The sequence below is a fragment of the Amycolatopsis sp. M39 genome, from assembly GCF_001651785.1.
In the GTDB taxonomy this organism is placed as follows: Bacteria; Actinomycetota; Actinomycetes; order Mycobacteriales; family Pseudonocardiaceae; genus Amycolatopsis; species Amycolatopsis rubida.
In genome coordinates this window covers 154-22,546 of the sequence record NZ_LWSF01000017.1, presented here as the reverse complement: position 1 = coordinate 22,546, position 22,393 = coordinate 154, and the positions used below count along the sequence as shown (strand labels likewise).

The window sequence follows — 22,393 nt, the reverse complement described above, 5'->3', positions numbered from 1 at the left end:
CAACCGCGACGGCCCCCCGGTCGGTCAGTCGGGCTGGATCCACGACACCTGCACGAGCTGCTTGCCGTTCTTGCGGCTGAGCATGTTGCCCCGGCCCGGCGGCATGGCGCTCGGCCGGATGTTGCCGATCAGGTTGCCCTCGTCGCGGGAACCGTTCATCACCATGCCGGTGGCGGCGAGTTCCTTGAGCTTGCCGATCACCGGGTCGTACGCCGCCCGCGACGCACCACCGGTGCGCCGGACCACGATCAAGTGCAGGCCGACGTCCTTGGCCTGGGCGAGGAACTCCGACAGCGGCTTGAGCGGGTTGGTGGACTGCGTCGCCACCAGGTCGTAGTCGTCGACCAGGACGAACAGCTCCGGACCGGTCCACCAGGACCGGGTCTTCAGCTGTTCCTGGGTGACGTCCGGACCCGGCAGCCGCCGCGTCATCGACCCGTGCACGTCCTGGACCATGCTGTCCAGCTGCGCCGACGACACGGCGTAGCCGAGCAGCGAATCGCCCTCAAGGAACCCGAGCATCGTGCGCCGGTAGTCGACCAGCAGGATCACGGCCTCCTGCGGCGTGTAGCGCTCGGTGATGCCGCGCGCGATCTGCCGCAGCAGGTTCGTCTTGCCGGACTCGCCGTCGGCGAACGCGAAGAAGTGCGGGTCCGCGTCGAAGTCCAGGTAGATCGGCTGCAGGTCTTCCTCGTTGACGCCGATCGGGACGAGCTTGCTGTCCCGCTTCTGGTCGATCCGCAGGACCTCTTCGTAGGTGATCATCTCCGGCAGCAGGCGCACCTGCGGAGCCACCCGGCCGCGCCACGCGCCGCGGATCTTCGCGACCGCGTCCGCGACGCCTGCCGCGACCGTCTCCGGATCGCTCGACCCGTCGATCCGCGGCAGGCCGGTGAGCAGGTGCAGCTTGTCGCGGGTGAGCCCGCGTCCCGGCCGCCCGGCCGGGACGTTGACCGCGATCCGGCGGTCCATTTCGGACTCCGTCGGGTCGCCGAGGCGCAGCTCGAACCGCGTGCCGAGCATGTCCTTGATCGCCGGCCGGAGGTCGGCCCACCGGTTCGCCGAGATGATCACGTGCACGCCGTAGGCGAGACCCTGCGTGGCCAGCCGCGTGATCGACGTCTCCAGCTCCTCGAAGTCGTCGCGCAGCGCCCGCCAGTTGTCCACGATCAGGAACGCGTCGCCGAACGGGTCCTGCTCCGGCGTGATCTCGCCGCGGCGCTTCCGGTTGCGGAACTCCGTCATCGAGTCGACACCCAGCGCCCCGAACCGGCCTTCGCGCTCGGTCAGCAGCGTGGTCAGCTCGGCCACGATCCGGCGGGCCTTGTCCGGCTCGCGCCGGGCCACCGCGACCCCGCCGACGTGCGGCAGGTCCGCGAGACCGGCGAGGGTACCGCCACCGAGGTCGAGGCAGTAGAACTGCGCTTCCTCGGGGGTGTGGGTGAGCGCCATCGACATGATCAGCGTTCGCAGCATGGTCGACTTGCCCGACTGCGGACCGCCCGCGATGACACCGTGGCCCTGCGCACCGGCGAAGTCCGCCCACAAGAAGTCGCGCCGCTGCTCGTAGGGCCGGTCGACGATGCCCATCGGCACCTGCAGCCTGCCGTTGCCGAAGAATCCGACCGGGGACAGGCCGCGGTCGTCGGTGGGGTTGAGGTTCGGCAGCATCGTGTCGAGCGAGTTCGGCTCGTTCAACGGCGGCAGCCACACCTCGTGCGCCGGCGGGCCCTGCCCGATCAGGCGGCTGACGATGACGTCCAGCTCGCTCGGCTCGACCGCCTCCTCGGACTCCCGCTGCTTCGGAGCCTCCTCCTCCTCCTGCACGACCGGTTCCGGCTCGGGTTCCTTCGGCAGTTCCACGAAGTCCGGCACGAACAGCTGCGGCCGCTTGTCCGCGCGCACCACCGTCGCCGCCGGCCCGGCCGCCTTGATGCCCGCCGGCCGGTACGGGCCCGAAACGTAGGAAGCCTTGAACCGCACCAGGGTCGAGGTGTCGTACTTCAGGTAACCGCCACCGGGCACCGACGGCAGCTCGAACGCGTCCGGCACACCGATCGCCGCGCGCGACTCCGCCGCGGAGAACGTCTTCAGGCCGATCCGGTAGGACAGGTGCGAGTCGAGGCCGCGCAGCTTGCCCTCTTCCAGCCGCTGCGACGCCAGCAGCATGTGCATCTGCAGCGACCGGCCCAGCCGGCCGATGGCGACGAACAGGTCGATGAAGTCCGGCTTCGCGGCCAGCAGTTCGGAGAACTCGTCGCAGACGATGAACAGCGCGGGCAGCGGGTCGAGGTCGGCGCCGTTCTCGCGGGCCTTCTCGTACTCCCAGACGTTCTTGAAGTTGCCGCCGTTCTTCAGCGCTTCCTGGCGGCGGTTCATCTCGCCCGCCAGCGCGTCCTTCATGCGGTCGACCAGCGTGACCTCGTCCGCGAGGTTGGTGATGACCGCGGACACGTGCGGAGCCTTGTCCAGCCCCAGGAACGTCGCGCCACCCTTGAAGTCGACGAGAACGAAGTTCAGCGTGCTCGACGAGTGCGTGGCCAGCATGCCCAGCACCAGCGTGCGGAGGAACTCCGACTTACCGGAACCGGTCGCTCCGATGCACAGGCCGTGCGGGCCCATGCCCTCGGCCGCGGCCTCCTTGATGTCCAGTTCCACCGGCTGGCCGTACTCGCCGACGCCGAACGGGACGCGGTAGCGGTCGCGGATCGGCCGAGGCCGCCACGCCTGCTGGACGTCGAACGTCATCGGGTCGCCCGGGATGCCGAGCAGCTCCAGCAACGACGGGTTGGACAGCAGCGGCTCTTCCTCGCTGACGTCCGCTCCGCCGCCCCCGCCGACGCGGTACGGCGCGATCAGCCGGGCCAGCGCCTCGACCTCCACCACCGACAGCGAGTCCGGACGGCCGAACCACTCGACCCCGCCCGCGCTGCGCGCCCCGAGCCGGTCCTCCTCGACCACCAGCCGCAGCCCGCGCCGCGCGGCGAGGTTGCCGATCGAGTCGGAAAGGTCGACCAGGGTGACGCCGACCAGGCCCTCCTCGAGGATGATCTGCTCCTCGCGGGTGACCTCGGCGTCGTCGACGATGATCACGATGTGCGGCTGGTCCGGCGCGGGCGTGGCGTTCCGGGAGAACCGCTGCCGGTCCCGCAGCTCCTCGTCCAGCCAGTCCTCGATCTGCTTGAGCGAGCCCGCCATCATGCGCAGCTGGCCGATCCCGTCCGACAGCGTGGGGTGCTGAGCGTGCGGGAGCCACTTCGCCCACTCCCACTCCTCCTTCGCCCGGCCCGCGGTGGCGACCGCGATCATCACGTCGTCCGGGCTGTGGAAAGCGACCAGCTGGGCCAGCATCGCGCGGGTCAGCGCCCGGGTGCGGTGCCGCTCGCCCTGCATGCTGACCGCCGCGAACCCGCGAAGGGTGATCTGGGTGGGCAGGTCCGGCACGATCGAATGCGCGCGCACGAACCGGCGCAGCGCGAGGGTGGCGATCGGCTCCAGTTCGTCCACCGGGCCGGTCTGGGGCGGGACCAGCCGGGTGGCGAGGCGGTGCGAGCTCCGGCCGACGCGCAGGTGCAGGAAGTCCTGGTCGTTCTGCCTGCGCTCCCACATCCGGCGGCTGGCCGCCAGCGACCACAGCGACTGCGGATCCGGGTGCACCCATTCCAGCGCGGCGCGCTGGTCGACCATCGCCTCGCGGGCACGGTCGCGCATCTGGCCGAGGTACCGCAGATAGTCCTTGCGGTCCTCGTCCATCTCGGCCTTCTTCTGGCCACCGCCCTTGCCGCCGCCTCCGGCGAGCATGCCGACGGTGCCCATCAGCATCATGCCGCTCATCATGATCGTGGTCGGGTTTTTCCCGCCCATGGTGAACATGAAAACCATCATCCCGAGCGACGCGAAGATCATCACGCCCGGAATCGCCTTCGCGACGATGTTTCCCGGGATCGTGCGGGGCACCTCGGGCGGCGGCTCGAGATGCACCTCGCCGCCGGGCGGGCGCGGTGCGGCCAGCCGCGGCGACTTCTTGAACTGCAGCGTGCTCATCTCGAAGGACCCCTCTATTCCTGCTCGACGCCTGCACCCGGGTGCGCGGGACAACCTATCGAACGTCGTCCCGGAAATCCGGCCAACTCCAGGATCGGCATCTCACACCCCTCCCCGGGCCCCGGCGGGACCCGTCCTCCCCGTGCGCCCGAGTGTAGGGACCACCACCGACAGTTATCGGGCCAGGCGGACGAACCCGCTGGCCGGAATGGCCGCACCCGGCCTGGGCGGGTACTTTCGCCGATGATTTGCGGAGACGCGCTGAAACCTGCCACCAGGTTCGGTATAAGTTCCCCCGGGAGCTGACTCTTCAGAGCGGGGGATCTAGTGGCAACGGGCACGACGGTATTCAGCAGGGTCACGGTGGTCGCACCGACGACACGCATCGACGTCGCGCTTCCGGCCGACGTGGCGGTGGCCGACCTGCTGCCCATGCTTCTGGAGATGGCCAAGGAGGTCACTCCGGACGGCGGGGCCCGGCACGGCGGGTGGGCGCTGGCCAAGCTCGGCGACGCCCCGCTCGACCCGAGCCGGACGCTCGCGTCCCTCGGCGTGGTCGACGGCGAGCTGCTGCAGCTGCGCAAGCGGAACGAGAACCCGCCGCCGCCGATGTACGACGACGTGGTCGACGCCATCGCGGAGGCCGACCCGGACACCTTCCGCCCGTGGACGAAGGAAACCGCGCGCCGGTTCGGCCACACTGCCGGCGGGCTTGCCCTGTTCTTCTCCGCCCTGGCCCTGTTCTTCAGCGGTTCCCTCTACGGCGGTTCCGCGCTCGGCCCGGCAATCGCCGGCGGCCTCGGCGCGATCGCCTGCGTCGCGATCGGCGCCACGCTCACCAAGGCCTACCAGGCCGAGGCCACCGGCGTGCTGATCGCCGCCGCTGGCGGCCTTCCGCTGGCCTTCGTGAGCGGGTTCTACATCGTGCCCGGGTTGTCGGTCCGGGCGAACCTGCTGCTCGGCGCGGTGCTGGTGCTGATCGTCTCGGCGGTCTGCATCCTCGTGGTCAGTGCGGGCATCCGGGTGTTCATCGCCACCGCGACCGCAGGCCTGTTCGGCGCGCTCTCCTTCCTCGTCGCGACGCTCGTGACCAGCGCCGACACCGCGTCGGTCGCGGCAGGCACTGTCGCCGTCGCGCTGGGCTGCATCTCGTTCCTGCCGCGCGCCACCATCTGGCTCGCCAAGCTGCCGCTGCCGTACGTGCCGAGCACCGCTGAGGAACTGAAGGAAGACACCGGCTTCCCGGACTACAAGGCGATCGAGCAGCGCACCGCGATCGCGCACGACTACATGACCGGCCTGATGATCGGCTGCGGCGCCACCACGGCCGGCGCGGCGGTCCTCGCGGCCACCGCGCCGAACGCCTTCGGCATCATCCTCGGCGTCGTCGCCACGCTGGTCCTGCTGCTGCGCGCCCGCGCCTACGCCAACGGCGCGCAGGCCATCGCGCTGCTCACCACCGGCATGGTCGCCGCGGCGGGCATCCTGCTCGGCTGGCTGTTCTTCTCCGCCACCGCGGAGCAGCGGCTGCTGTACGTCTTCGGCGCGCTGATCCTGATCGCCGCGGCCGCTCTCGTGGTCGGCGTGATCTTCCCGGACCAGCGGTTCTCGCCGCCGCTGCGGCGCACCGTGGAAATCATCGAGGCGATCTGCATCGCCGTGGTGCTGCCGCTCGCCCTCGGCGTGATGGACCTCTACTCGACGCTGCGCCACCTCAACCTCAAGTGAGCCGCGCGATGGGCTCCCGACGTTCCTTCCCCCGCAGGCTCGGCGTTCCCGGCCGGGCCGGGGTGGCGTTGTTCGCCGCCGGGCTCGGCCTGATGTCGCCGTTCGCCGCCGCTCCGGCGTCGGCGCAGACGGCGGACGCGCCCGCGGGCACCTGGGCCACTCCGCCGCCGCTGGGTCCCGGCGACGCGCCGCCCGCGGACAGCGGCCGCCCGGACACCACGTACAAGAAGAAAAACGACTGTGTGCAGCGCAGTCTCGGGCAGAACGTCGAGATCAACTTCCGCCCCTGGGGCCAGGAATACCTGCAGCTGGAGAAAGCGCAGCAGATCGTCCGCGCGGCGACCGGATCAGTCGGCGGCAGCCAGAAGGTCGCCGTGATCGACACCGGCGTCACGCAGCACCCGTGGTTCCAGAACCGGGTGGAAAGCGGCGGGGACTACGTCGCCACCCCGGACAACGGCGCTGCCCCGGGCCTGCAGGACTGCGACGGCCACGGCACCGAGGTCGCCGGGATCATCGCGGGCAACCCGCAGAACCCGAAGGTCGGCTTCATCGGCGTGGCCCCGGACGCGCGCATCGTGTCCTACCGGCAGCTGAGCGAGAACTACGCCAAGGACGACAGCCCGCAGCAGCCCCCGGCTCCCCCCTCCGGCGGGACCGGCGCGCCGCCCTCGGGCGGCGAGAGCCAGCAGCCCCCGGCGGACAGCGGCAACAGCCAGCTGCCCCCGTCCTCGGGCGGCGGCACCGGCAGCGGAAGCGGCACCGCGCCCCAGCAGGACGACAAGGGCGACAACCGGCAACTGCAGAAGGAAGGCACCGCGGGCACGCTGAACACGCTCGCGCAGATCATCCGCGGCATCGCCGACAGCCACCGGGCCGGCGTGATCAACATGTCGGTCGACCACTGCCGCGCGGGCACCGCGCCCGGCGACATCCAGGACGGCGAGCGCAAGGTACAGGCCGCGGTGCACTACGCGGCCGAAAACGACATCGTGGTCGTCGCGGCCGCGGGCAACGTCTCGGAAAACTGCCCGCAGAACGACCAGGCCGACCCGAACAAGCCGAAGTCGATCGTCACCCCGCCGTGGTTCTCCGACGACGTGCTGTCCGTAGGGGCCATCCAGGAGGACGGCGGCGTCGCGCCGTTCAGCGTGCACGGCCCGTGGGTCGGCGTCGCCGCGCCGGGCACCAAGATCGTGTCGCTCGACCCGGCGGAGCACTCCAGCGGACTCGCGAACCTCACCATCTCGAACGGCAACCCGTCGCCGATCCAGGGCACCAGCTTCGCCGCCCCGTACGTGGCTGGCGTCGCCGCGCTGGTCCGTTCGATGTTCCCGAACATGAAGGCAAGCGACGTGGTCAAGCGGCTCAAGGCGACCGCGCAGCATCCGGCCGCTCCTGGCGGGCGCGACAACTTCGTCGGCTACGGCGTGATCGACCCGGTGGCCGCGCTCACCGCGAACCTGCCGGGCGACACCGGCAACCTCTCGCTGCCGAAGCCGGTGGTGCAGGAGGCCAAGCTGCCGCCTGCCGACGGCATCAGCTCGACCCCGATGATCGTCGCGCTCGCCGGCACCGGCGGCGGGGTGGCGGCGCTGCTGATCACGCTGTTCGTGGTGCACACGATCCGGCGGAACCGCTCCAGGTCGTCGTCCTCGACGAGATAGCTTCCGGGACGAAAGAGGGCCGCTGTCCGCGTTCTGCGCGGGGGCGGCCCTTTTTGCCGCGTGCCGGTTCTCACCGGCACAAACACTCACGACCCCCGACCTGGCCCCTGTGTCACTTGCCGGTTTTCGGCGGCTTCCCGTCCTTTTCCGGCCGCCGCGCGGGCGGGTCCTGACCGATCACCGGCGGAGTCACCTGCGCGGGCTCGCCGAAGATCTCGGACGTCTTCGCCGCCGTGCGCTGCCGCGGCTTGTGCTGCGCACTGCCGCCGCCACCGCCTCCGCCGCCCATTCCGGCGAAGCCCATCATCGGCATCATCGACGTGCCCGAGCCCTGGTTCGCCGCCGCGGGCTGCGCGGCCGGAGCGACCGGCTCGACGGGCGGGATGCCCGCCTGGTCTTGCTCCAGCCGCGGGTCGGCGGCGGTTTCCTTGCCCTGGTGGGAATTCTCCGCGGCGGACGGGCTCACCGAATCGTCCGAAGAGGACGCTGAAGAGGCCACTGCGGGCTCTTCAGCGGCAGCCGGGCCGGTTCCCGCGGGGGCGTCGGCGTCGTGCAGCCGGAACTGCTGCGCCGGATAGTGGTGCCGCAGTTCGATGCTCGACGGACTCCCGGCCGGTGCGTCCACTCCGGCGCACAACCGGCCGAACTCGCGCAGGACGTCCTCCGCGGTCTCGTGCAAGGACTTCAGCGACTGCTCGGTCTCCCGCATCTGCGACCGCGCCCGGGAAGCGCCGCCCTTGGGCAGCATCGCCGATTCGGACAGCAGATCAGCCGCGTCGACCAGCACCTCTTCCGCCGCGCCGGTGATCTTGCGCAGCGATTCGGTGAGCTGGTCGATCGAGTCGGCGAGCGCGTCGAGCGCGTCCTCCGCTCCCTCGCTCGCCGCGCGGATTTCACCGAGGTAGGCGACAAACGCGTCCGCGTCGGGGCCGGTCCACGACGCGTCGATCCGGCCGAGATCCTCCGCGAGGTCCGTGGACGCCCTTGCCGCCGTGCGGGCCGCGGCGCGCAGGCTCTCGGCCTCCGCGTCCAGTTCCTCCCAGCGGCCGGTGAGCGGCCGGTAGTAGGCGGCGACCGGATCGGTCACGCCCAGTTCGCGGGCGAGCTCGGTCACGTACGCCAGCGACGGCTCCGTCACGAGATCCTCCCGGCGCGCTCGATCCGCTCGGCCGCGTCGGCGTCCCGCTCGGCGTGGCCGGTGGTGAGCTGCTCCAGCGCCGCGGCGACCGACCGGAGCGCGGCCACCCCGGCGGTGAGCTGGCCGCGCAACGCCTGCGAGGCATGTGCGTACGACTCCGGCACGCCCAGCTGCGCGGCCACCTCGCCGTACGCCTCGGCGGTGGTCGCGCCCGAGCCCACCTCGCCCGCGGCGGTCTCCAGTTCGTCGGCCGCCCGCGCGACTTTCGCCGCATAGCCGCCGACGACCGCGCCGTCGATGCGCACGGCGCTTGTTCCCGGACTGCTTCCCGGCGCTGCCACGTTCAACCCTCCGCTCACCCGGTGCGTGTCCGAGTGTGACGGACGGAGCCCGCCGTCAGTTCCCGGCCGGTTGCTGCTGTCCGGCCGCCTGCGGTTTGTACGAGCCCGCGTTCGGGTCGATCGGGACCGAATCGAACTGCTTCATCACGTTCTGCACGTTCAGCGACGCCCCGGTCGGCAGGAGCCCGATGATCGACTCCGGCGCGGGCAGCCGGTTGTTCAGCCCCAGCTCCTCCGCGGTCGCCGCGTCCGGCACGCCGTAGCGGATACCGCGGTCGGAGATCAGCTGGATCGGGCCCTTGCCGAAGGTCTTCTCCGATTCGGTGGCCGACTGCACCACCGCGCCGTACCCGGTCGGCATGTAGAAGCCGGTGATCGGCACGCCGTTCGGGCCGGTGTTGCTGACGCTGATGATCTTCGAGGTGCCGTCGGCGTTCTTCTCCACCGGGATCTGCTTGTTGATGTAGACCGAGGTGTGCGCCTGGGAGCCGTCGGCGCTGAGCGACCAGCCGAGGCACGCCACCGGGGAGCCCTGCGCGGCGTCGAGGACGGTCGGGACGACCTTCGGATAGGTGTCGACCTGCACGTAGTCGGGGTCGCCCGGCTGCAGCACCTTAACGTTGTTGATCTTGTCGAGAGTCAGGGTCGGCGTGATGGCCGAACCGCCGCTCTTGGCCGTGCGCACGATGTCCGCGACGGCGGGCGACACCTTCTGGATGCCGCTCTTGGCGATGAGCCAGAACTCCAGCGCGCCGCCGGAAGGCTGGGTCGAGAAGACGCTGCCGACGGTCAGGCCGTCGAAGCTGCTCGGCGGCGTCGTGCCCTCGCCGGCCACCGGCGGCGGCGTCAGCTTGGTGACCTCGGGGATCGCGTTCAGGAGGGCCTGCGACACCTTGCGCGACTTCGTCGGCAGGTGCAGTGCGGACCGCACCGGGTCGTTGGAGCCGGACGGCACCTCCGCGCGCACGGTGTTCGCGTTCGGGTGGCTCTGCGTCGCGGGCAGCCGGTAGATGAGATAGGTCTTGCCGTTGCCGGCGTCGCCGAGCAGCGCCTGGTTCTCCTGAAGTTCGCCGCCGAGCTTGTCGATGCCGGCGATCACGTCGGTGTTGGTCTTGCCGACCGAGTCCGGCTGCGGCAGCGACGGGTCGAGCACGACCTCGTCGCACACCGCCCAGTTGGGGGTGGTCCGCTGGTCCGCCGACGGGATCAGCTGCGGGCCGTCCGGGATGCCGGTGAGCTTCTCGCGCGGCATGTTCTTCAACTGTTCATCCGAGACGACAGTCGGGTTCTTCACCTCGGCCGCCTGCTGCTGGCCGCCCTGCTGTCCCTGTCCGCCTTGCTGTCCCTGTCCGCCCTGCTGTTTCTGCGCCATGAGGATCAGCCGCGCCGACGCGAGGTTGAACGTCGGGATCAGCCGCGCCGGGTTCCCCGTGACGACATACACGGTGCCGGACTGCTCCCCGATCACGATGTTGTCCGAAGAGGGCACAGACGGCGCGGGGCTCAACAGGCCCCACAGCACGAAGACGACGGCGCCGAGCACGCCGAGGATCACGCCGACCGCGGTCGCGCGCCCATGGGAGCGCATCGGGTCGTGCAACATCACCGCGTCGCGGCGGACCAGTGCGGACTGCATCCGGCGCAGGACGAACTTGTATGCCTGAACCTGAGACTTAGTCGTGGGTGTTGATGGCATTCTCGACCTACAGTCCTCCCCGTCGCGGTACGGTTCCGCAGGATAGCCGTACGGGGACCGTCTGGTGTGGGGTTTCTACCAACTCCGGTTAGGGTCAGGCATCCCGGGACCGGCTTTCCGGGTACGCAGCACTCACGAGGGGAAGAGAACGCGCGGATGTCCGTCAGCACGCCTCCACGTCCGCCTGGTCCGCAGGGGCCGCCGCCTCCCGGGGGACGTCCCCCGGGCCCGCCGCAGCGGCCAGGAAGAACCGGCGGCCCCGGCGCGGCTCCCGGCGGACCCGGCATCCCCCCTCGCACTCCCGCTCCCGGCGGACCCGGCATCCCCCCTCGCACTCCCGCTCCCGGCGGACCTGGCGGTCCCGGACGCCCCGGCGGACCGGTCACTCCCGGACCCGGTGTTCCCCAGCCCGGCATGCCCGGGGCTCCTGGCGCTCCTGGCCCGGGCGGACCCAAGCCCGGTAGGCCCGGCGGACCTGGCGGGCCCAAGCCCGGCGGACCGGCTGGTCCGGTCGGGCCGGGTGGGCCGGGCGGTCCCACCGGCCCGAGGACTGGACGTCCGGGCGGCGGCGGGCCTACCGGTCCGCGTCCTGGCGGTCCCGGAGGCAACGGTCCCGGCGGACCTGGTGGCCCCGGGGGTCCCGGCGGACCGGGAGGTCCCGGCGGCGGTGGCCCCGGCGGCGGTGGCCCCGGCGGACCGGGAGGTCCCGGCGGCCCTGGCGGCCCGAACAGCGGCGGCGGCCCGGACAACAGCGAACCCGCACCGACCGGCGGCGCCACCGCGACCGCGCTCCGGATGGCCCCGCCCTCGCGGCGGCGCTCCGGCGGCATCTCGCTCGGCCCGCTGCCCGTGGTCAACCTGGTCGTGCTGGAAGTCGGCGTCGCGATCGGACTCGTGCTGCTGGCGATCAACATGCAGCTCAAGTACGTCGCGATCGGCGTCGCGGCGCTCGGCCTGATCCTCGCCTTCCTGCGCGTGGGCGGGCGCTGGTTCACCCAGTGGCTCGCGCTGACGCTGCGGTACCGGTTCCGCTCGCACGGCCGCGTGGCGACCCCTCCGCCGCCGACCAGCATCGAGGAACTCGCCGAGGAAAGCGCGGTCACCGGCCCGGAGGACGCACGCGTCAGCCTGCTGCGGCTGGCCGTGCCGGACCTCGTGGTGGCGCACGCCGTCGACCACGAACGGCAGGAGGTCGGCATCGCCTGGAACGACGGGACGTGGACCGCGGTCCTGCTCGTCGAGCCGATGCCGGCGATGATCTCCCAGGCGGGCGGCGCGCCCAGCCTTCCGCTGTCCGCGCTCGCGCCGTGCCTGGAAGACCGCGGCGTGCTGCTGGACTCCATCCAGATGATCTGGCACAGCTACCCGGGTTCGGCCGCGATGCCCGCGGACGCCCCGGCGCTCAGCTCGTATCTCGAGGTGCTCGGCCCGCTGCCCGCGGCCGCCCGGCGGACCACGTGGATCGCGGTCCGGCTCGACCCGCGGCGCTGCCCGGAGGCGATCCGGGAACGCGGCGGCGGCGTCGTCGGCGCGCACCGCGCGATGATCGGCGCGCTGTCGCGGGTGCGCAACGCACTGGAGTCCCAAGGCGTGCCGACCCGGCCGTTGGACCCGGACGAGCTGCTGCGCGCCAGCATCTCGGCGGCCGAGCTCACCGCGGTCGCCGGTTCGAACGAGAAGGTCGGCCTGCAAGAGAGCTGGACCGGCGTCACCGCGGCGGGCATCGGGCACTCCAGCTACGCGATCACCGGCTGGCCCAAGGGCAAGATCAGCGGCAGCCTCAACGGGCTGGCCAGCGTGCGCGCGCTGTCCGCGACGGTCGCCATGGCGATCTCGCCCTCGGCGGACGAGGGCCGCATCGGCCTGCGCGGCGTGGTACGGCTGAGCGCCCGCAACCCGCGCGAGCTGGACGCCGCCGACCAGCGGCTGCAGAGCATCGCGGAGCGGCTGGACGTCGACCTGACCCCGATGAAGGGCATGCAGGTCTCGGCGTTCTCCGCGACACTGCCGATCGGAGGGACGGCATGAGCGCCGCTGGCAAGCGAATCATCGTTAGTCACGCCATTGCCTCCCGGGCAACCAGCGTGAAGCTCCTCAAGGAGGCGGCGGCATGAGTACCCGTGTCCGCGACGCTGGGCAGAACACCGGCGTCGCCCCGGAGTTCACCGTCGACCCGGCCATGCTCGACGCGATCAGCCCGTCCGGCGACCGCGGCGGCGTCGTCCTCGGTTCCGGCCTCAAGGGCGAACCGCTGACCGTCTCCGCACTGCGCTCCCAGCCGACCCGCATCGTGCTCGTCGGCGGCCTCTACCTGGCCCGCCAGGTCGCGATGCGCGCGATGGCGACAGGTGCGTGGGTGGTCGTGGCCACCGGACGTCCCGCGGCGTGGCAGGTGCTGCAGCAGGCCGCCGGAAGCCGCGACGGACGCCCGTCGCCGCTGGTGCAGATCCGCAGGCTCTCGCCGGTCGAACTGCCACGCCCGTCCGAGGACGCCCCGCTGCTCGTCGTGACCGACGGCGGACCGACCCCGCAGGACCTGTTCCCGCCCCGGTCGCCCTGGCAGACCACGGTGTACGTGCTGCCCTACCTGCATCCGCAGGCGGGCACGACGGCGAACGCCGCGGACCTCGTCCTGATGCAGCGGCTGCCCGCCGGACAGGCCGAACTGGCGGCCCGGATCTGGCGGCTGCCGCCGCAGATGATGCGCCAGCTGACCACGCTGAAGGACGACCAGGTCGTGGCGCTGGGCACGAACCTGTGGCGTCCGCTGCGGCTGGTCACAACACAGAAGGAACAGCAGTTGCTCGGACCGGTTCGCCGCGGCGACTGAGAACGGCCAGCACGGTGAAGGCCTCCTCGCGGGATTCCGCGAGGAGGCCTTTTCACAGTTTGACGACGGCGCCGGCCCACTCCGCAAGGCGCGCAGCCACCGACTGGTACGGCAATGTCCCGGTCGCGGTCGCGATCACCAGGTCGTACGCCTCGTCCTCCGGCGCGTCCAGGTCGAAACCGTTCAGCCCGTAGAAGACGTACACCGACATCCAGCCCAGTCGCTTGTTCCCGTCGACCAGCGGGTGATTCCGGACGATGGATTCCAGCAGCACCGCGGCTTTCTCGTGCAGGTCCGGATAAGCGTCCTGTCCCATCAGCGAGGACTGCGGCCGGTGCGCCGCCGCGTCGAGCAGCCCCAGATCGCGTATCCCGGGCACCCGCAGGTCGGCCGACAGCAGGAGCAGGTCGTCCAGCGTCAGGTACTCGATTTTCACTGCGCCAGGCGATCAAGCAGGGCGGCGTAGCGGGAACGGCCTTCGAGGGAAAGCTCGTGAACCCGGTCGTCCCGGACCCGACGGGCCGCGGCGTCCGTGATCGCCCGCACCACCGCTTCGTGCTTGCTCACCCCGTCCGCTTCGGAAAGCAACGCGAGCGCACGCTCCACCTCGTCGTTCAACCGCAAAGTCATCGCCATGACGTTGATGATACCAGAGTGGTATCATCAACGACCTGCTCTTTTTCGACCGGCCCGGCCTAAAACTCGGTCGACGACCGCACGTTCCGAGTCTGCTCCGCCCTCGCGGCCAGCAGCTCATCCGGCGGGTAATCCACCGCCGTCAACGTCAATCCGTGCGCCGGGGCGACCGCGCTGTCCCGCGTCCCGCTCGCCAGCACCTCGCCGGGCCACCCGGTTCCGCGCCGCCCGTCCCCCACGAGCAGCAGTACCCCGACCAGGCTGCGGACCATCGAATGGCAAAACGCGTCCGCGCTGACCCGGACTTCCAGCAGATGCTCGTCGATCCGCGTCCATTCCAGACGCTGCAGCTCACGGATCGTCGTGCCGCCCTCGCGCTGTTTGCAGTACGCCGCGAAATCCTGCAGCCCCAGCAGTTCCGCGGCGGCGGCGTTCATCCGCTCTGTCGACAGTGGACGGCCCCAGGCCAGAGTGTCGTTGCGGCGCAACGGGTCGACGCCCCACGGAGCATCGGAGACGCGGTAACGGTAGTGCCGGCGGATGGCCGAGAACCGGGCGTCGAAACCCTCCGGGGCCACGCGTGCGTTCAAGACCCGCGCATCGGCGGGCAAAAGTTTGTTCCAGCGGCCGCGCATGCGCGTCAGGTCCGGGATTCCCAGTTCGTCCACGGGAATCCGGCCCGGCGCACCGGGTGCGAACGGGACCACGTCGACGTGCACGACCTGACCCGTCGCGTGCACCCCGGCGTCCGTGCGGCCCGCGACGACCACGGACTTCGGCACCGACTCCCCCGGCGGCTGACGCCGCAGCGCCTGCTCCAGTTCAGCCTGCACGGTGCGGCGGCCGGGCTGGCGGGCCCAGCCGGAGAAGTCCGTGCCGTCGTAGCTCACGTCCAAGCGCAGACGAACGAGCCCGCCCTCCCCGTGGGGAGCGGCGGGCTCGTCCGATGGAGACAGTGCCGGCAGGACTCAGTCCTTCTTGGCGTCGGCCTCGTCGGAGGCACCAGCCTCGTCCGCAGCCGGGGCGGCCTCTTCGGCAGCCGGGGCCTCTTCGGTCGCGGCGGGAGCCTCAGCGGCTTCCTCGGCGACCGGAGCGGCGGCGACCTCGTCCTTGGCGAACTTGGTCTTGCGAGCCCGCTCGGCCTCGGAGGTCACGGTCTTCTCCGCGACCAGTTCGATGACGGCCATGGCGGCGTTGTCGCCCTTGCGCGGCATCGTCTTGGTGATGCGGGTGTACCCGCCGGCGCGCTCCGCGAAGTGCGGGCCGATCTCGGCGAACAGCTTGTGCACGACGTCCTTGTCCCGGACGACCTTCTGCACCAGGCGACGGTTGTGCAGGTCGCCCCGCTTCGCCTTGGTGATCAGCTTCTCGGCCAGCGGGCGGACCCGCTTGGCCTTAGCCTCGGTCGTCGTGATCTTGCCGTGCTCGAACAGCTGAGTGGCCAGGTTGGCCAGGATCAGCCGCTCGTGCGCGGCAGACCCGCCGAGCCGGGCTCCCTTGGTAGGGGTGGGCATGACTTTCTCCTAGTTCAGCTCACAGCGTCCGGGCACGAGGCCTCAGAGCTGCTCGGTCTCTGCGTAGTCCTGGCCATCGTCGTGGCCGTCGTCCGAAATCCCGCCGCCGATGCCGGCGACCCCTTCCGACCAGCCTTCGCCGTCGTAGCTGGTGGCAGCCGCGGACGGGTCGAACCCGGGCGGGCTGTCCTTCAGCGCGAGGCCGAGGCCGACGAGCTTCAGCTTGACCTCGTCGATCGACTTGGCGCCGAAGTTGCGGATGTCGAGAAGGTCCGCCTCGCTGCGCGAGACCAGCTCGCCCACGGTGTGGATGCCTTCGCGCTTCAGGCAGTTGTACGACCGGACGGTGAGGTCCAGGTCCTCGATCGGCATCGCGTAGGCGGCGATGGTGTCCGCCTCCTGCGGCGACGGGCCGATCTCGATGCCCTCGGCGTCGACGTTCAGCTCGCGAGCGAGACCGAACAGCTCCACCAGCGTCTTGCCGGCCGAGGCCACCGCGTCGCGCGCGGTGATCGACGGCTTGGTCTCGACGTCCAGGATCAGCTTGTCGAAGTCGGTGCGCTGCTCGACACGGGTGGCCTCGACCTTGTAGGTCACCTTCAGCACCGGCGAGTAGATCGAGTCGACCGGGATCCGGCCGATCTCCGCGCCCGCCTGCTTGTTCTGCAGGGCCGGAACGTAACCGCGGCCGCGCTCGACGACGAGCTCGATCTCGAGCTTGCCCTTGCCGTTCAGCGACGCGATGTGCAGATCCGGGTTGTGCACGGTGACGCCCGCGGGCGGCACGATGTCGGCAGCCGTGACCTCACCCGGGCCCTGCTTGCGCAGGTACATGGTGACCGGCTCGTCCTCTTCCGAGGACACGACCAGTTCCTTCAGGTTCAGGATGATGTCGGTGACGTCTTCCTTCACCCCGGGAACGGTGGTGAATTCGTGCAGCACACCGTCGATGCGGATGCTCGTCACGGCCGCGCCCGGGATGGACGACAGCAGCGTGCGCCGCAGCGAGTTGCCGAGCGTGTAGCCGAAGCCGGGCTCCAGCGGTTCGATGGTGAACCGGGAGCGGGTCTCGTTGACCGTCTCTTCGCCGAGAGCCGGCCGCTGGGAAATCAGCATTTCTTAGTTTCCTTTCCAGACGACGCCCGCCATATGACGTCGAAGGGATGGCGTGGCGGCGGCGCACTCCGGGCGCCGCCGCCGGGTCCGACAGTGCCGGACTACTTCGAGTAAAGCTCGACGATCAGCTGTTCCTGAACCGGAACGTCGATCTGCGCGCGCTCCGGCAGCTGGTGGACCAGCACGCGGAGGTTCGACTGGACGACCTGCAGCCAGGCCGGGATCGGACGCTCGCCGAAGGACTCCTTGGCCGCGACGAAGGGCAGCATGCCCATCGACTTCGGCCGCACGTCGATGATGTCCCACTTGGTGACCTGGTAGGACGGCACGTTGACCTTGACGCCGTTGACCAGGAAGTGGCCGTGGCTCACCAGCTGCCGCGCCTGACGGCGGGTGCGGGCGATGCCGGCGCGGTAGATCACGTTGTCCAGCCGGGACTCGAGGATCTGCAGCAGGTTCTCACCGGTCTTGCCAGGACGCCGGACGGCTTCCTTGTAGTACCGGACGAACTGGCGCTCGAGAACGCCGTAGGTGTAGCGAGCCTTCTGCTTCTCCTGCGACTGCAGGAGGTACTCGGACTCCTTGATGCGCCCGCGGCCGTGCTGGCCCGGCGGGTAGGGGCGACGTTCGAACGCCTGGTCGCCGCCGATGAGGTCAACCTTGAGGCGACGCGAAATACGCGTCGCGGGGCCGGTGTAACGAGCCATTTCTTAGTACTCCTCCCCGTTCCTCAGACCCGGCGCCGCTTGGGCGGGCGGCAGCCGTTGTGAGGCTGCGGGGTCACGTCCTGGATGGTGCCGACCTCGAGGCCGGCCGCCTGCAGCGAGCGGATCGCCGTCTCGCGGCCCGAACCCGGGCCCTTCACGAAAACGTCGACCTTCTTCATGCCGTGTTCGGCGGCCTTGCGGGCAGCGTTCTCGGCGGCCATCTGCGCGGCGAACGGAGTCGACTTGCGCGAGCCCTTGAAGCCCACGTGGCCGCTGGAGGCCCACGCGATCACGGCACCGGTCGGGTCCGTGATCGAGACGATGGTGTTGTTGAAGGTGCTCTTGATGTGCGCGTGACCGTGCGCGACATTCTTCTTTTCCTTGCGGCGGACCTTCTTGGCCCCCGCAGTGCGGCTCTTGGGTGGCATGTTCTGAGGGTTCTCCTGTTAGCGCGCGTTCTCTTGGTGAGCGGCGACGGCTTCCTGCTGCCCGCGGCGGATGATGGAACCCGCGTCGGTGTAGAGGTTCCGCAGCGCCATCGGGCGGGCGTAGAGCGCCTTGGGCGAGACACAAGCCGTGGAACGACGGACGGAACCGCCCATGCGAACGACCTTCTTGCCCTGGGTGCTCACTTCTTGCCAGCCTTCTTCTTGCCGGCGACCGTCTTCTTCGGGCCCTTGCGGGTGCGGGCGTTGGTCTTGGTGCGCTGACCGCGCACCGGCAGACCGCGACGCCAGCGCAGACCCTGGTAGGTCCCGATCTCGATCTTGCGCCGGATGTCGGCGTTCACCTCGCGGCGAAGGTCACCCTCGACCTTGAAGTTTTCGTCGATGTAGTCCTTCAGCTTGACGAGATCCTCGTCGCTGAGGTCCTTGACGCGGGTGTCGGCGTTCAGCTCGGCAGCAGCGATCATCTGCTTCGAGCGGGTACGGCCGATCCCGTAGATGTAAGTCAGCGCGATCTCCAACCGCTTCTCGCGGGGGAGGTCGACGCCAGCGAGTCGTGCCACTGGTGCTCCTTCTTCGGGTTCGTCTTCAGGTCTGCTCCCCGTCCGGTTCCGGAACCGACTCGCCTGTCGTGCCCGTGGCTTGCGCCCCGGGTGTCCCGGCCCCGGCCTGAAGTCCGGGGGTGCGCCGGGCCGCTTTCGCGACCCGGCAGGTACGGGGAGGGTGGGTTAGCCGTCAAGCGGCCTGCTGCAGTGCGGTTCTCAGCCCTGACGCTGCTTGTGACGCAGGTTCTCGCAGATCACCATGATCCGGCCGTGACGGCGGATCACCTTGCACTTGTCGCAGATCTTCTTGACGCTCGGCTGGACCTTCACGTCTTCCTGCTTCCTGCTCTGCTCGGCTCTGGCGTGATCACTTGTAGCGGTAGACGATGCGACCACGGGAGAGGTCGTAGGGCGACAGCTCCACGACAACCCTGTCTTCGGGCAGGATGCGGATGTAGTGCTGCCGCATCTTGCCGCTGATGTGTGCCAGGACCTTGTGGCCGTTCTCCAACTCGACGCGGAACATCGCGTTGGGGAGCGGCTCGACCACGCGGCCTTCGACCTCGATGGCCCCGTCTTTCTTAGCCATGTCCTCCGCAATCCCTGAGCACGCGTGACGTGCACAGCGTGATCGGTTTTGAGCTCGAGTCCTTGCTTACTGGGTGGTGCTCGGCCACACTCGGCCCCGGGTCCATGAGGTTCGCGAGAATTCACGAGCATGCTGGAACCGGCGCATGAGCGCGCCGACTTGACAGTGTACGCAAGCCGTGCGATAGCCCGGCGGCCGGGGGGTAAGTACAGCCTTGTGAGTGGCGATCCCGGTGCTAACCGGGATGAACACTCACGAGTCTTCGGGCAGGGTGAGCACCCAGGGACCGTCCTCGGTGATGGCGACGGTGTGCTCCCAGTGCGCGGCGCGCGAACCGTCGACGGTGACGACAGTCCAGCCGTCTTCCAGTTCGAGGGTTTCGCCGCTGCCACCGGTCAGCATGGGCTCGACCGCGAGCGCCATGCCAGGCTTGAGCCGCGGGCCCTTGCCGGGTTTGCCGACGTTCGGCAGGAACGGCTCCATGTGCATCTGGCGGCCGATGCCGTGGCCGCCGTACTCAAGAATCTCGCCGTACTCGCGGCCGTCGTCCTCGCCCGCCTGGCGGGCGGCGGTCTGCACGGCGAACGAGATGTCGGTGAGCCGGGAGCCCGCGCGGACAGCCTCGATGCCTGCCCACATGGCACGCTTGGTGGCGGCCGACAGCTCGCGGTCCTTTTCGCTTGCCTCGCCGATCTCCAGCGTCACCGCGGAGTCGCCGTGCCAGCCGTCGAGAATCGCGCCGCAGTCGACCGAGATGAGGTCCCCGTCGGCGAGCACCTGCTTGTCCGACGGGATGCCGTGCACGATCTGCTCGTTCACCGACGCGCAGATCGACGCCGGGAACCCGTGGTAGCCCTTGAACGAAGGCACCGCGCCGGCGTCGCGGATCGTCTGCTCGGCCAGTTCGTCGAGCTCGGCCGTGCTGACCCCGGGCCGCGCGAGTTCGCGCACGGCGGCCAGGGTGCGGGCGACGACGAGACCGGCCGCCCGCATGGCCTCCAGCTCGCCGCGGGTCTTGACCTCGATCATGCGCCCGCGGCGGAGCACTTGCAGAACACGCAACCCTCCGAGATTCACGTGCGGTCGCGCAGCGCTTTCAGCACGCGGTCCGAGATCTCCTGCACCTCGCCGACGCCGTCGACCTTCACCAGGATGTCGGCGTAGTACTCCAGCAGCGGCGCGGTCTCCGACACGTACACCTGCTGGCGGCGGCGGATGACGTCCTCGGTGTCGTCCGAACGGCCGCGCGACATGAGCCTGCCGACGACGACGTCCTCGGCCACGTCGAGCTGGATGACCGCGTCGAGCTTGGTGTCAGCCTCGCTCAGCATTTCGCCGAGGACCTCGGCCTGCTTGGTGTTGCGCGGGAACCCGTCGAGCAGGAAGCCTGCCTTCGCGTCCGGTTCGGTCAGCCGCTCACGGACCATTTCGTTGGTCACCGAGTCCGGCACCAGTTCGCCCGAGTCCAGGTACCGCTTGGCCTCCTGGCCGAGCGGAGTCTCCTGGCCGACGTGCGCCCGGAAAAGGTCGCCGGTCGAGATGTGCGGGATCCGCAGCTGCTCGGACAGGGCAACCGCCTGCGTGCCTTTGCCCGCGCCGGGCGGTCCGACGAGAACCAGTCGCGTCACTTCAAGAACCCTTCGTAGTTGCGCTGCATCAGCTGGCTTTCGATCTGCTTCACGGTGTCGAGCCCGACACCGACCATGATCAGCACAGCCGTGCCACCGAACGGGAAGTTCTGGTTGTTCCCGCTGCCGGTGAGGGACAGGAAGAAGTTCGGGAGGATCGCGATGATGCCCAGGTACAGCGAACCGGGAAGAGTGATCCGGCCCAGCACGAAGCTGAGATACTCGGCGGTGGGACGGCCGGGCCGGATGCCCGGGATGAAGCCGCCGAACTTCTTCATCTCTTCCGCACGCTCGTCCACGTTGAACGTGATCGTGATGTAGAAGTAGGTGAAGAAGATGATCAACAGGAAGTAGAGCAGGATGTGCACCCAGCTGCTCTGGTTGACCAGGTAGTTCTGAATGAACGACTGCCAGCCCGCGTTGCTGTTCGGGTCGCCGATCAGCTGACTGAGCAGCTGCGGCAGGTACAGCAGCGACGAGGCGAAGATGACCGGGATGACACCGGCCTGGTTCACCTTGATCGGCAGGTAGGTCGAGGTGCCGCCGTACATCCGGCGGCCGACCATGCGCTTGGCGTACTGCACCGGGATCCGGCGCTGGCCCTGCTCGACGAAGATGACGCTGGCGATGATCACCAGGCCGAACGCGAGAACCACGACCAGCGCGACACCGCCGCCGTTGCTGATGATGTTGGCGCCCTCGGCCGGGATGCGGGCCGCGATGTTCAGGAAGATCAGCACCGACATGCCGTTGCCGACGCCGCGCTCGGTGATCAGCTCGCCCAGCCACATCATCACCGCGGTGCCCGCGGTCATGGTGACCACGATCAGCGTCAGCGAGTAGATGCTGTTGTCCGGGATGATCGGCTGCGAGCAGCCCTGGAACAGGGTGCCGCGGTCAGCAAGCGCGACCACGCCGGTGGCCTGCAGGATCGCCAGCGCGATCGTCAGGTACCGGGTGTACTGGGTCAGCTTGTTCTGGCCGGACTGGCCTTCCTTCTTCAGCTCCTCGAACCGCGGGATGACCACGGTGAGCAGCTGAACGATGATGCTCGCGGTGATGTAGGGCATGATGCCCGTCGCGAACAGCGACAGCTGCAGCAGCGCACCGCCGCTGAAGAGGTTGAGCAGCTGGTACACGCCCTGCTGGTCGGCCTGTGCGGTACAGGCCTGCACGGCGGCGAACGAGACCCCCGGAGCCGGGATGGTTGCACCGATCCGGTAGACCGCGACGATGGCTAGCGTGAACAGGATCTTCTTGCGTAGATCCGGCGTCGCGAGAGCCGAGCGGAATGCGCTGAGCACGCGGGGGACCTCCTCGGCGTCGTCGGTCGTCCCAACCGACGATCGGCTTGGCCGGTACGAGACCGGCGGGATGTCTGACTCACTGGCAAGCCAGGAACGCTTCAGGGCAAACAGGCCCGGAAACGTGCCGCCGACTCTAACAGCTTCGCATGGGGCGTCCGCAGCGCGTGTGCGTTTTACGTCTCAGTGCGCGCCAGTCCCGCACTGAAGAGCCGCAGGTAGGGCCGGTCGGAGCACAGATGATCACCTGTTCGGCCCGCGCCGTTCGGCGGGCTTTCCCACAACAGCACGGAAAACGACACCCTCATTGACCCGAAGTCCGTGAGGGCCACCCTCATTGACTCTGATTCCCGCAGGGTTCCCCTCACGCCCCCCACCGGCCCGCGAGGGGGCCCCTTCACGAACGCGGGTTCCCTCAAGAAGCCCCACCCACAAACCGCAGCCGACGCACCCGACCATCGAGG

Annotated in this window: 22 protein-coding genes; 4 read left to right on the top strand and 18 right to left on the bottom strand. The window is 69.7% G+C overall.

Translation table 11 applies throughout. The annotated features are described in order from the left end of the window. Positions 1 to 24: 24 nt before the first annotated feature. Positions 25 to 4,044, bottom strand: coding sequence for a type VII secretion protein EccCa (gene eccCa / locus A4R44_RS29390; RefSeq protein WP_067587919.1), 4,020 nt, complete (start codon positions 4,042 to 4,044; stop codon positions 25 to 27). 327 nt (positions 4,045 to 4,371) lie between these two features. On the opposite strand from eccCa, the gene eccD reads away from it, so the two are divergent. Both eccD and A4R44_RS29380 read left to right on the top strand, forming a co-directional pair. Continuing rightward, positions 4,372 to 5,772, top strand: coding sequence for a type VII secretion integral membrane protein EccD (gene eccD, locus A4R44_RS29385; protein ID WP_067587916.1), 1,401 nt, complete (start codon positions 4,372 to 4,374; stop codon positions 5,770 to 5,772). 8 nt (positions 5,773 to 5,780) lie between these two features. Then, positions 5,781 to 7,439 (top strand): S8 family serine peptidase, encoded by a 1,659-nt coding sequence (locus A4R44_RS29380; RefSeq protein WP_067588157.1) that lies wholly within the window; start codon positions 5,781 to 5,783, stop codon positions 7,437 to 7,439. A 112-nt stretch (positions 7,440 to 7,551) separates the two neighbouring features. Here A4R44_RS29380 and A4R44_RS29375 read toward each other — a convergent pair whose 3' ends face one another. From A4R44_RS29375 to eccB, 3 genes are all read right to left on the bottom strand, one after another. Further along, positions 7,552 to 8,577: a WXG100 family type VII secretion target gene (locus tag A4R44_RS29375; RefSeq protein WP_067587912.1), complete on the bottom strand. Its 1,026-nt coding sequence runs from the start codon at positions 8,575 to 8,577 to the stop codon at positions 7,552 to 7,554. Next, entirely contained in the window at positions 8,574 to 8,882 is a 309-nt protein-coding gene (locus tag A4R44_RS29370; RefSeq protein ID WP_161269253.1) for a hypothetical protein, read from the bottom strand. The genes A4R44_RS29375 and A4R44_RS29370 overlap by 4 nt, the downstream gene beginning before the upstream one ends. Before the next feature lie 91 nt (positions 8,883 to 8,973). Beyond that, positions 8,974 to 10,614: a type VII secretion protein EccB gene (gene eccB / locus A4R44_RS29365; protein ID WP_093571865.1), complete on the bottom strand. Its 1,641-nt coding sequence runs from the start codon at positions 10,612 to 10,614 to the stop codon at positions 8,974 to 8,976. Between the two features lie 795 nt (positions 10,615 to 11,409). Between eccB and eccE the strand changes: the two genes are divergently transcribed. Further along, a complete protein-coding gene (gene eccE, locus A4R44_RS29360; protein ID WP_067587906.1) occupies positions 11,410 to 12,642 on the top strand; it encodes a type VII secretion protein EccE in 1,233 nt (410 codons plus the stop codon). Between the two features lie 82 nt (positions 12,643 to 12,724). After that, complete coding sequence (locus A4R44_RS29355) at positions 12,725 to 13,444, top strand: hypothetical protein (protein ID WP_067587903.1); 720 nt, start codon at positions 12,725 to 12,727, stop codon at positions 13,442 to 13,444. 52 nt (positions 13,445 to 13,496) lie between these two features. On the opposite strand, the gene A4R44_RS29350 is transcribed toward A4R44_RS29355, so the two are convergent. From A4R44_RS29350 to secY, 14 genes are all read right to left on the bottom strand, one after another. After that, on the bottom strand, positions 13,497 to 13,880 hold the full coding sequence (locus tag A4R44_RS29350) for a type II toxin-antitoxin system death-on-curing family toxin (protein ID WP_067587900.1): 384 nt from the start codon (positions 13,878 to 13,880) through the stop codon (positions 13,497 to 13,499). After that, positions 13,877 to 14,080, bottom strand: coding sequence for a CopG family transcriptional regulator (locus tag A4R44_RS29345; protein WP_067587897.1), 204 nt, complete (start codon positions 14,078 to 14,080; stop codon positions 13,877 to 13,879). The genes A4R44_RS29350 and A4R44_RS29345 overlap by 4 nt, the downstream gene beginning before the upstream one ends. Before the next feature lie 59 nt (positions 14,081 to 14,139). Next, positions 14,140 to 14,976, bottom strand: coding sequence for a tRNA pseudouridine(38-40) synthase TruA (gene truA, locus A4R44_RS29340; protein ID WP_095213693.1), 837 nt, complete (start codon positions 14,974 to 14,976; stop codon positions 14,140 to 14,142). Between the two features lie 72 nt (positions 14,977 to 15,048). Then, entirely contained in the window at positions 15,049 to 15,594 is a 546-nt protein-coding gene (gene rplQ / locus A4R44_RS29335) for a 50S ribosomal protein L17 (protein WP_067587894.1), read from the bottom strand. Between the two features lie 42 nt (positions 15,595 to 15,636). Beyond that, a complete protein-coding gene (locus A4R44_RS29330) occupies positions 15,637 to 16,710 on the bottom strand; it encodes a DNA-directed RNA polymerase subunit alpha (RefSeq protein ID WP_009072342.1) in 1,074 nt (357 codons plus the stop codon). 101 nt (positions 16,711 to 16,811) lie between these two features. Then, a complete protein-coding gene (rpsD, locus tag A4R44_RS29325) occupies positions 16,812 to 17,417 on the bottom strand; it encodes a 30S ribosomal protein S4 (RefSeq protein ID WP_067587891.1) in 606 nt (201 codons plus the stop codon). Between the two features lie 23 nt (positions 17,418 to 17,440). Then, a complete protein-coding gene (rpsK, locus tag A4R44_RS29320) occupies positions 17,441 to 17,845 on the bottom strand; it encodes a 30S ribosomal protein S11 (protein ID WP_009072340.1) in 405 nt (134 codons plus the stop codon). 18 nt (positions 17,846 to 17,863) lie between these two features. Then, a complete protein-coding gene (locus A4R44_RS29315; protein WP_009072338.1) occupies positions 17,864 to 18,049 on the bottom strand; it encodes a hypothetical protein in 186 nt (61 codons plus the stop codon). Next, positions 18,046 to 18,426: a 30S ribosomal protein S13 gene (gene rpsM / locus A4R44_RS29310; protein ID WP_009072337.1), complete on the bottom strand. Its 381-nt coding sequence runs from the start codon at positions 18,424 to 18,426 to the stop codon at positions 18,046 to 18,048. The genes A4R44_RS29315 and rpsM overlap by 4 nt, the downstream gene beginning before the upstream one ends. Positions 18,427 to 18,624: 198 nt before the next feature. Then, positions 18,625 to 18,738, bottom strand: a complete 114-nt coding sequence (gene rpmJ / locus A4R44_RS29305; RefSeq protein ID WP_004558882.1) for a 50S ribosomal protein L36 — start codon at positions 18,736 to 18,738, stop codon at positions 18,625 to 18,627. A 37-nt stretch (positions 18,739 to 18,775) separates the two neighbouring features. Beyond that, a complete protein-coding gene (infA, locus tag A4R44_RS29300; protein WP_004558881.1) occupies positions 18,776 to 18,997 on the bottom strand; it encodes a translation initiation factor IF-1 in 222 nt (73 codons plus the stop codon). Between the two features lie 252 nt (positions 18,998 to 19,249). Further along, positions 19,250 to 20,026, bottom strand: a complete 777-nt coding sequence (gene map / locus A4R44_RS29295; protein ID WP_067588151.1) for a type I methionyl aminopeptidase — start codon at positions 20,024 to 20,026, stop codon at positions 19,250 to 19,252. A gap of 44 nt (positions 20,027 to 20,070) precedes the next feature. Continuing rightward, positions 20,071 to 20,625, bottom strand: a complete 555-nt coding sequence (locus A4R44_RS29290; protein WP_067587888.1) for an adenylate kinase — start codon at positions 20,623 to 20,625, stop codon at positions 20,071 to 20,073. Beyond that, complete coding sequence (gene secY, locus A4R44_RS29285) at positions 20,622 to 21,929, bottom strand: preprotein translocase subunit SecY (protein WP_067587886.1); 1,308 nt, start codon at positions 21,927 to 21,929, stop codon at positions 20,622 to 20,624. Before secY ends, A4R44_RS29290 begins: the two co-directional genes overlap by 4 nt. Positions 21,930 to 22,393 lie beyond the last annotated feature (464 nt).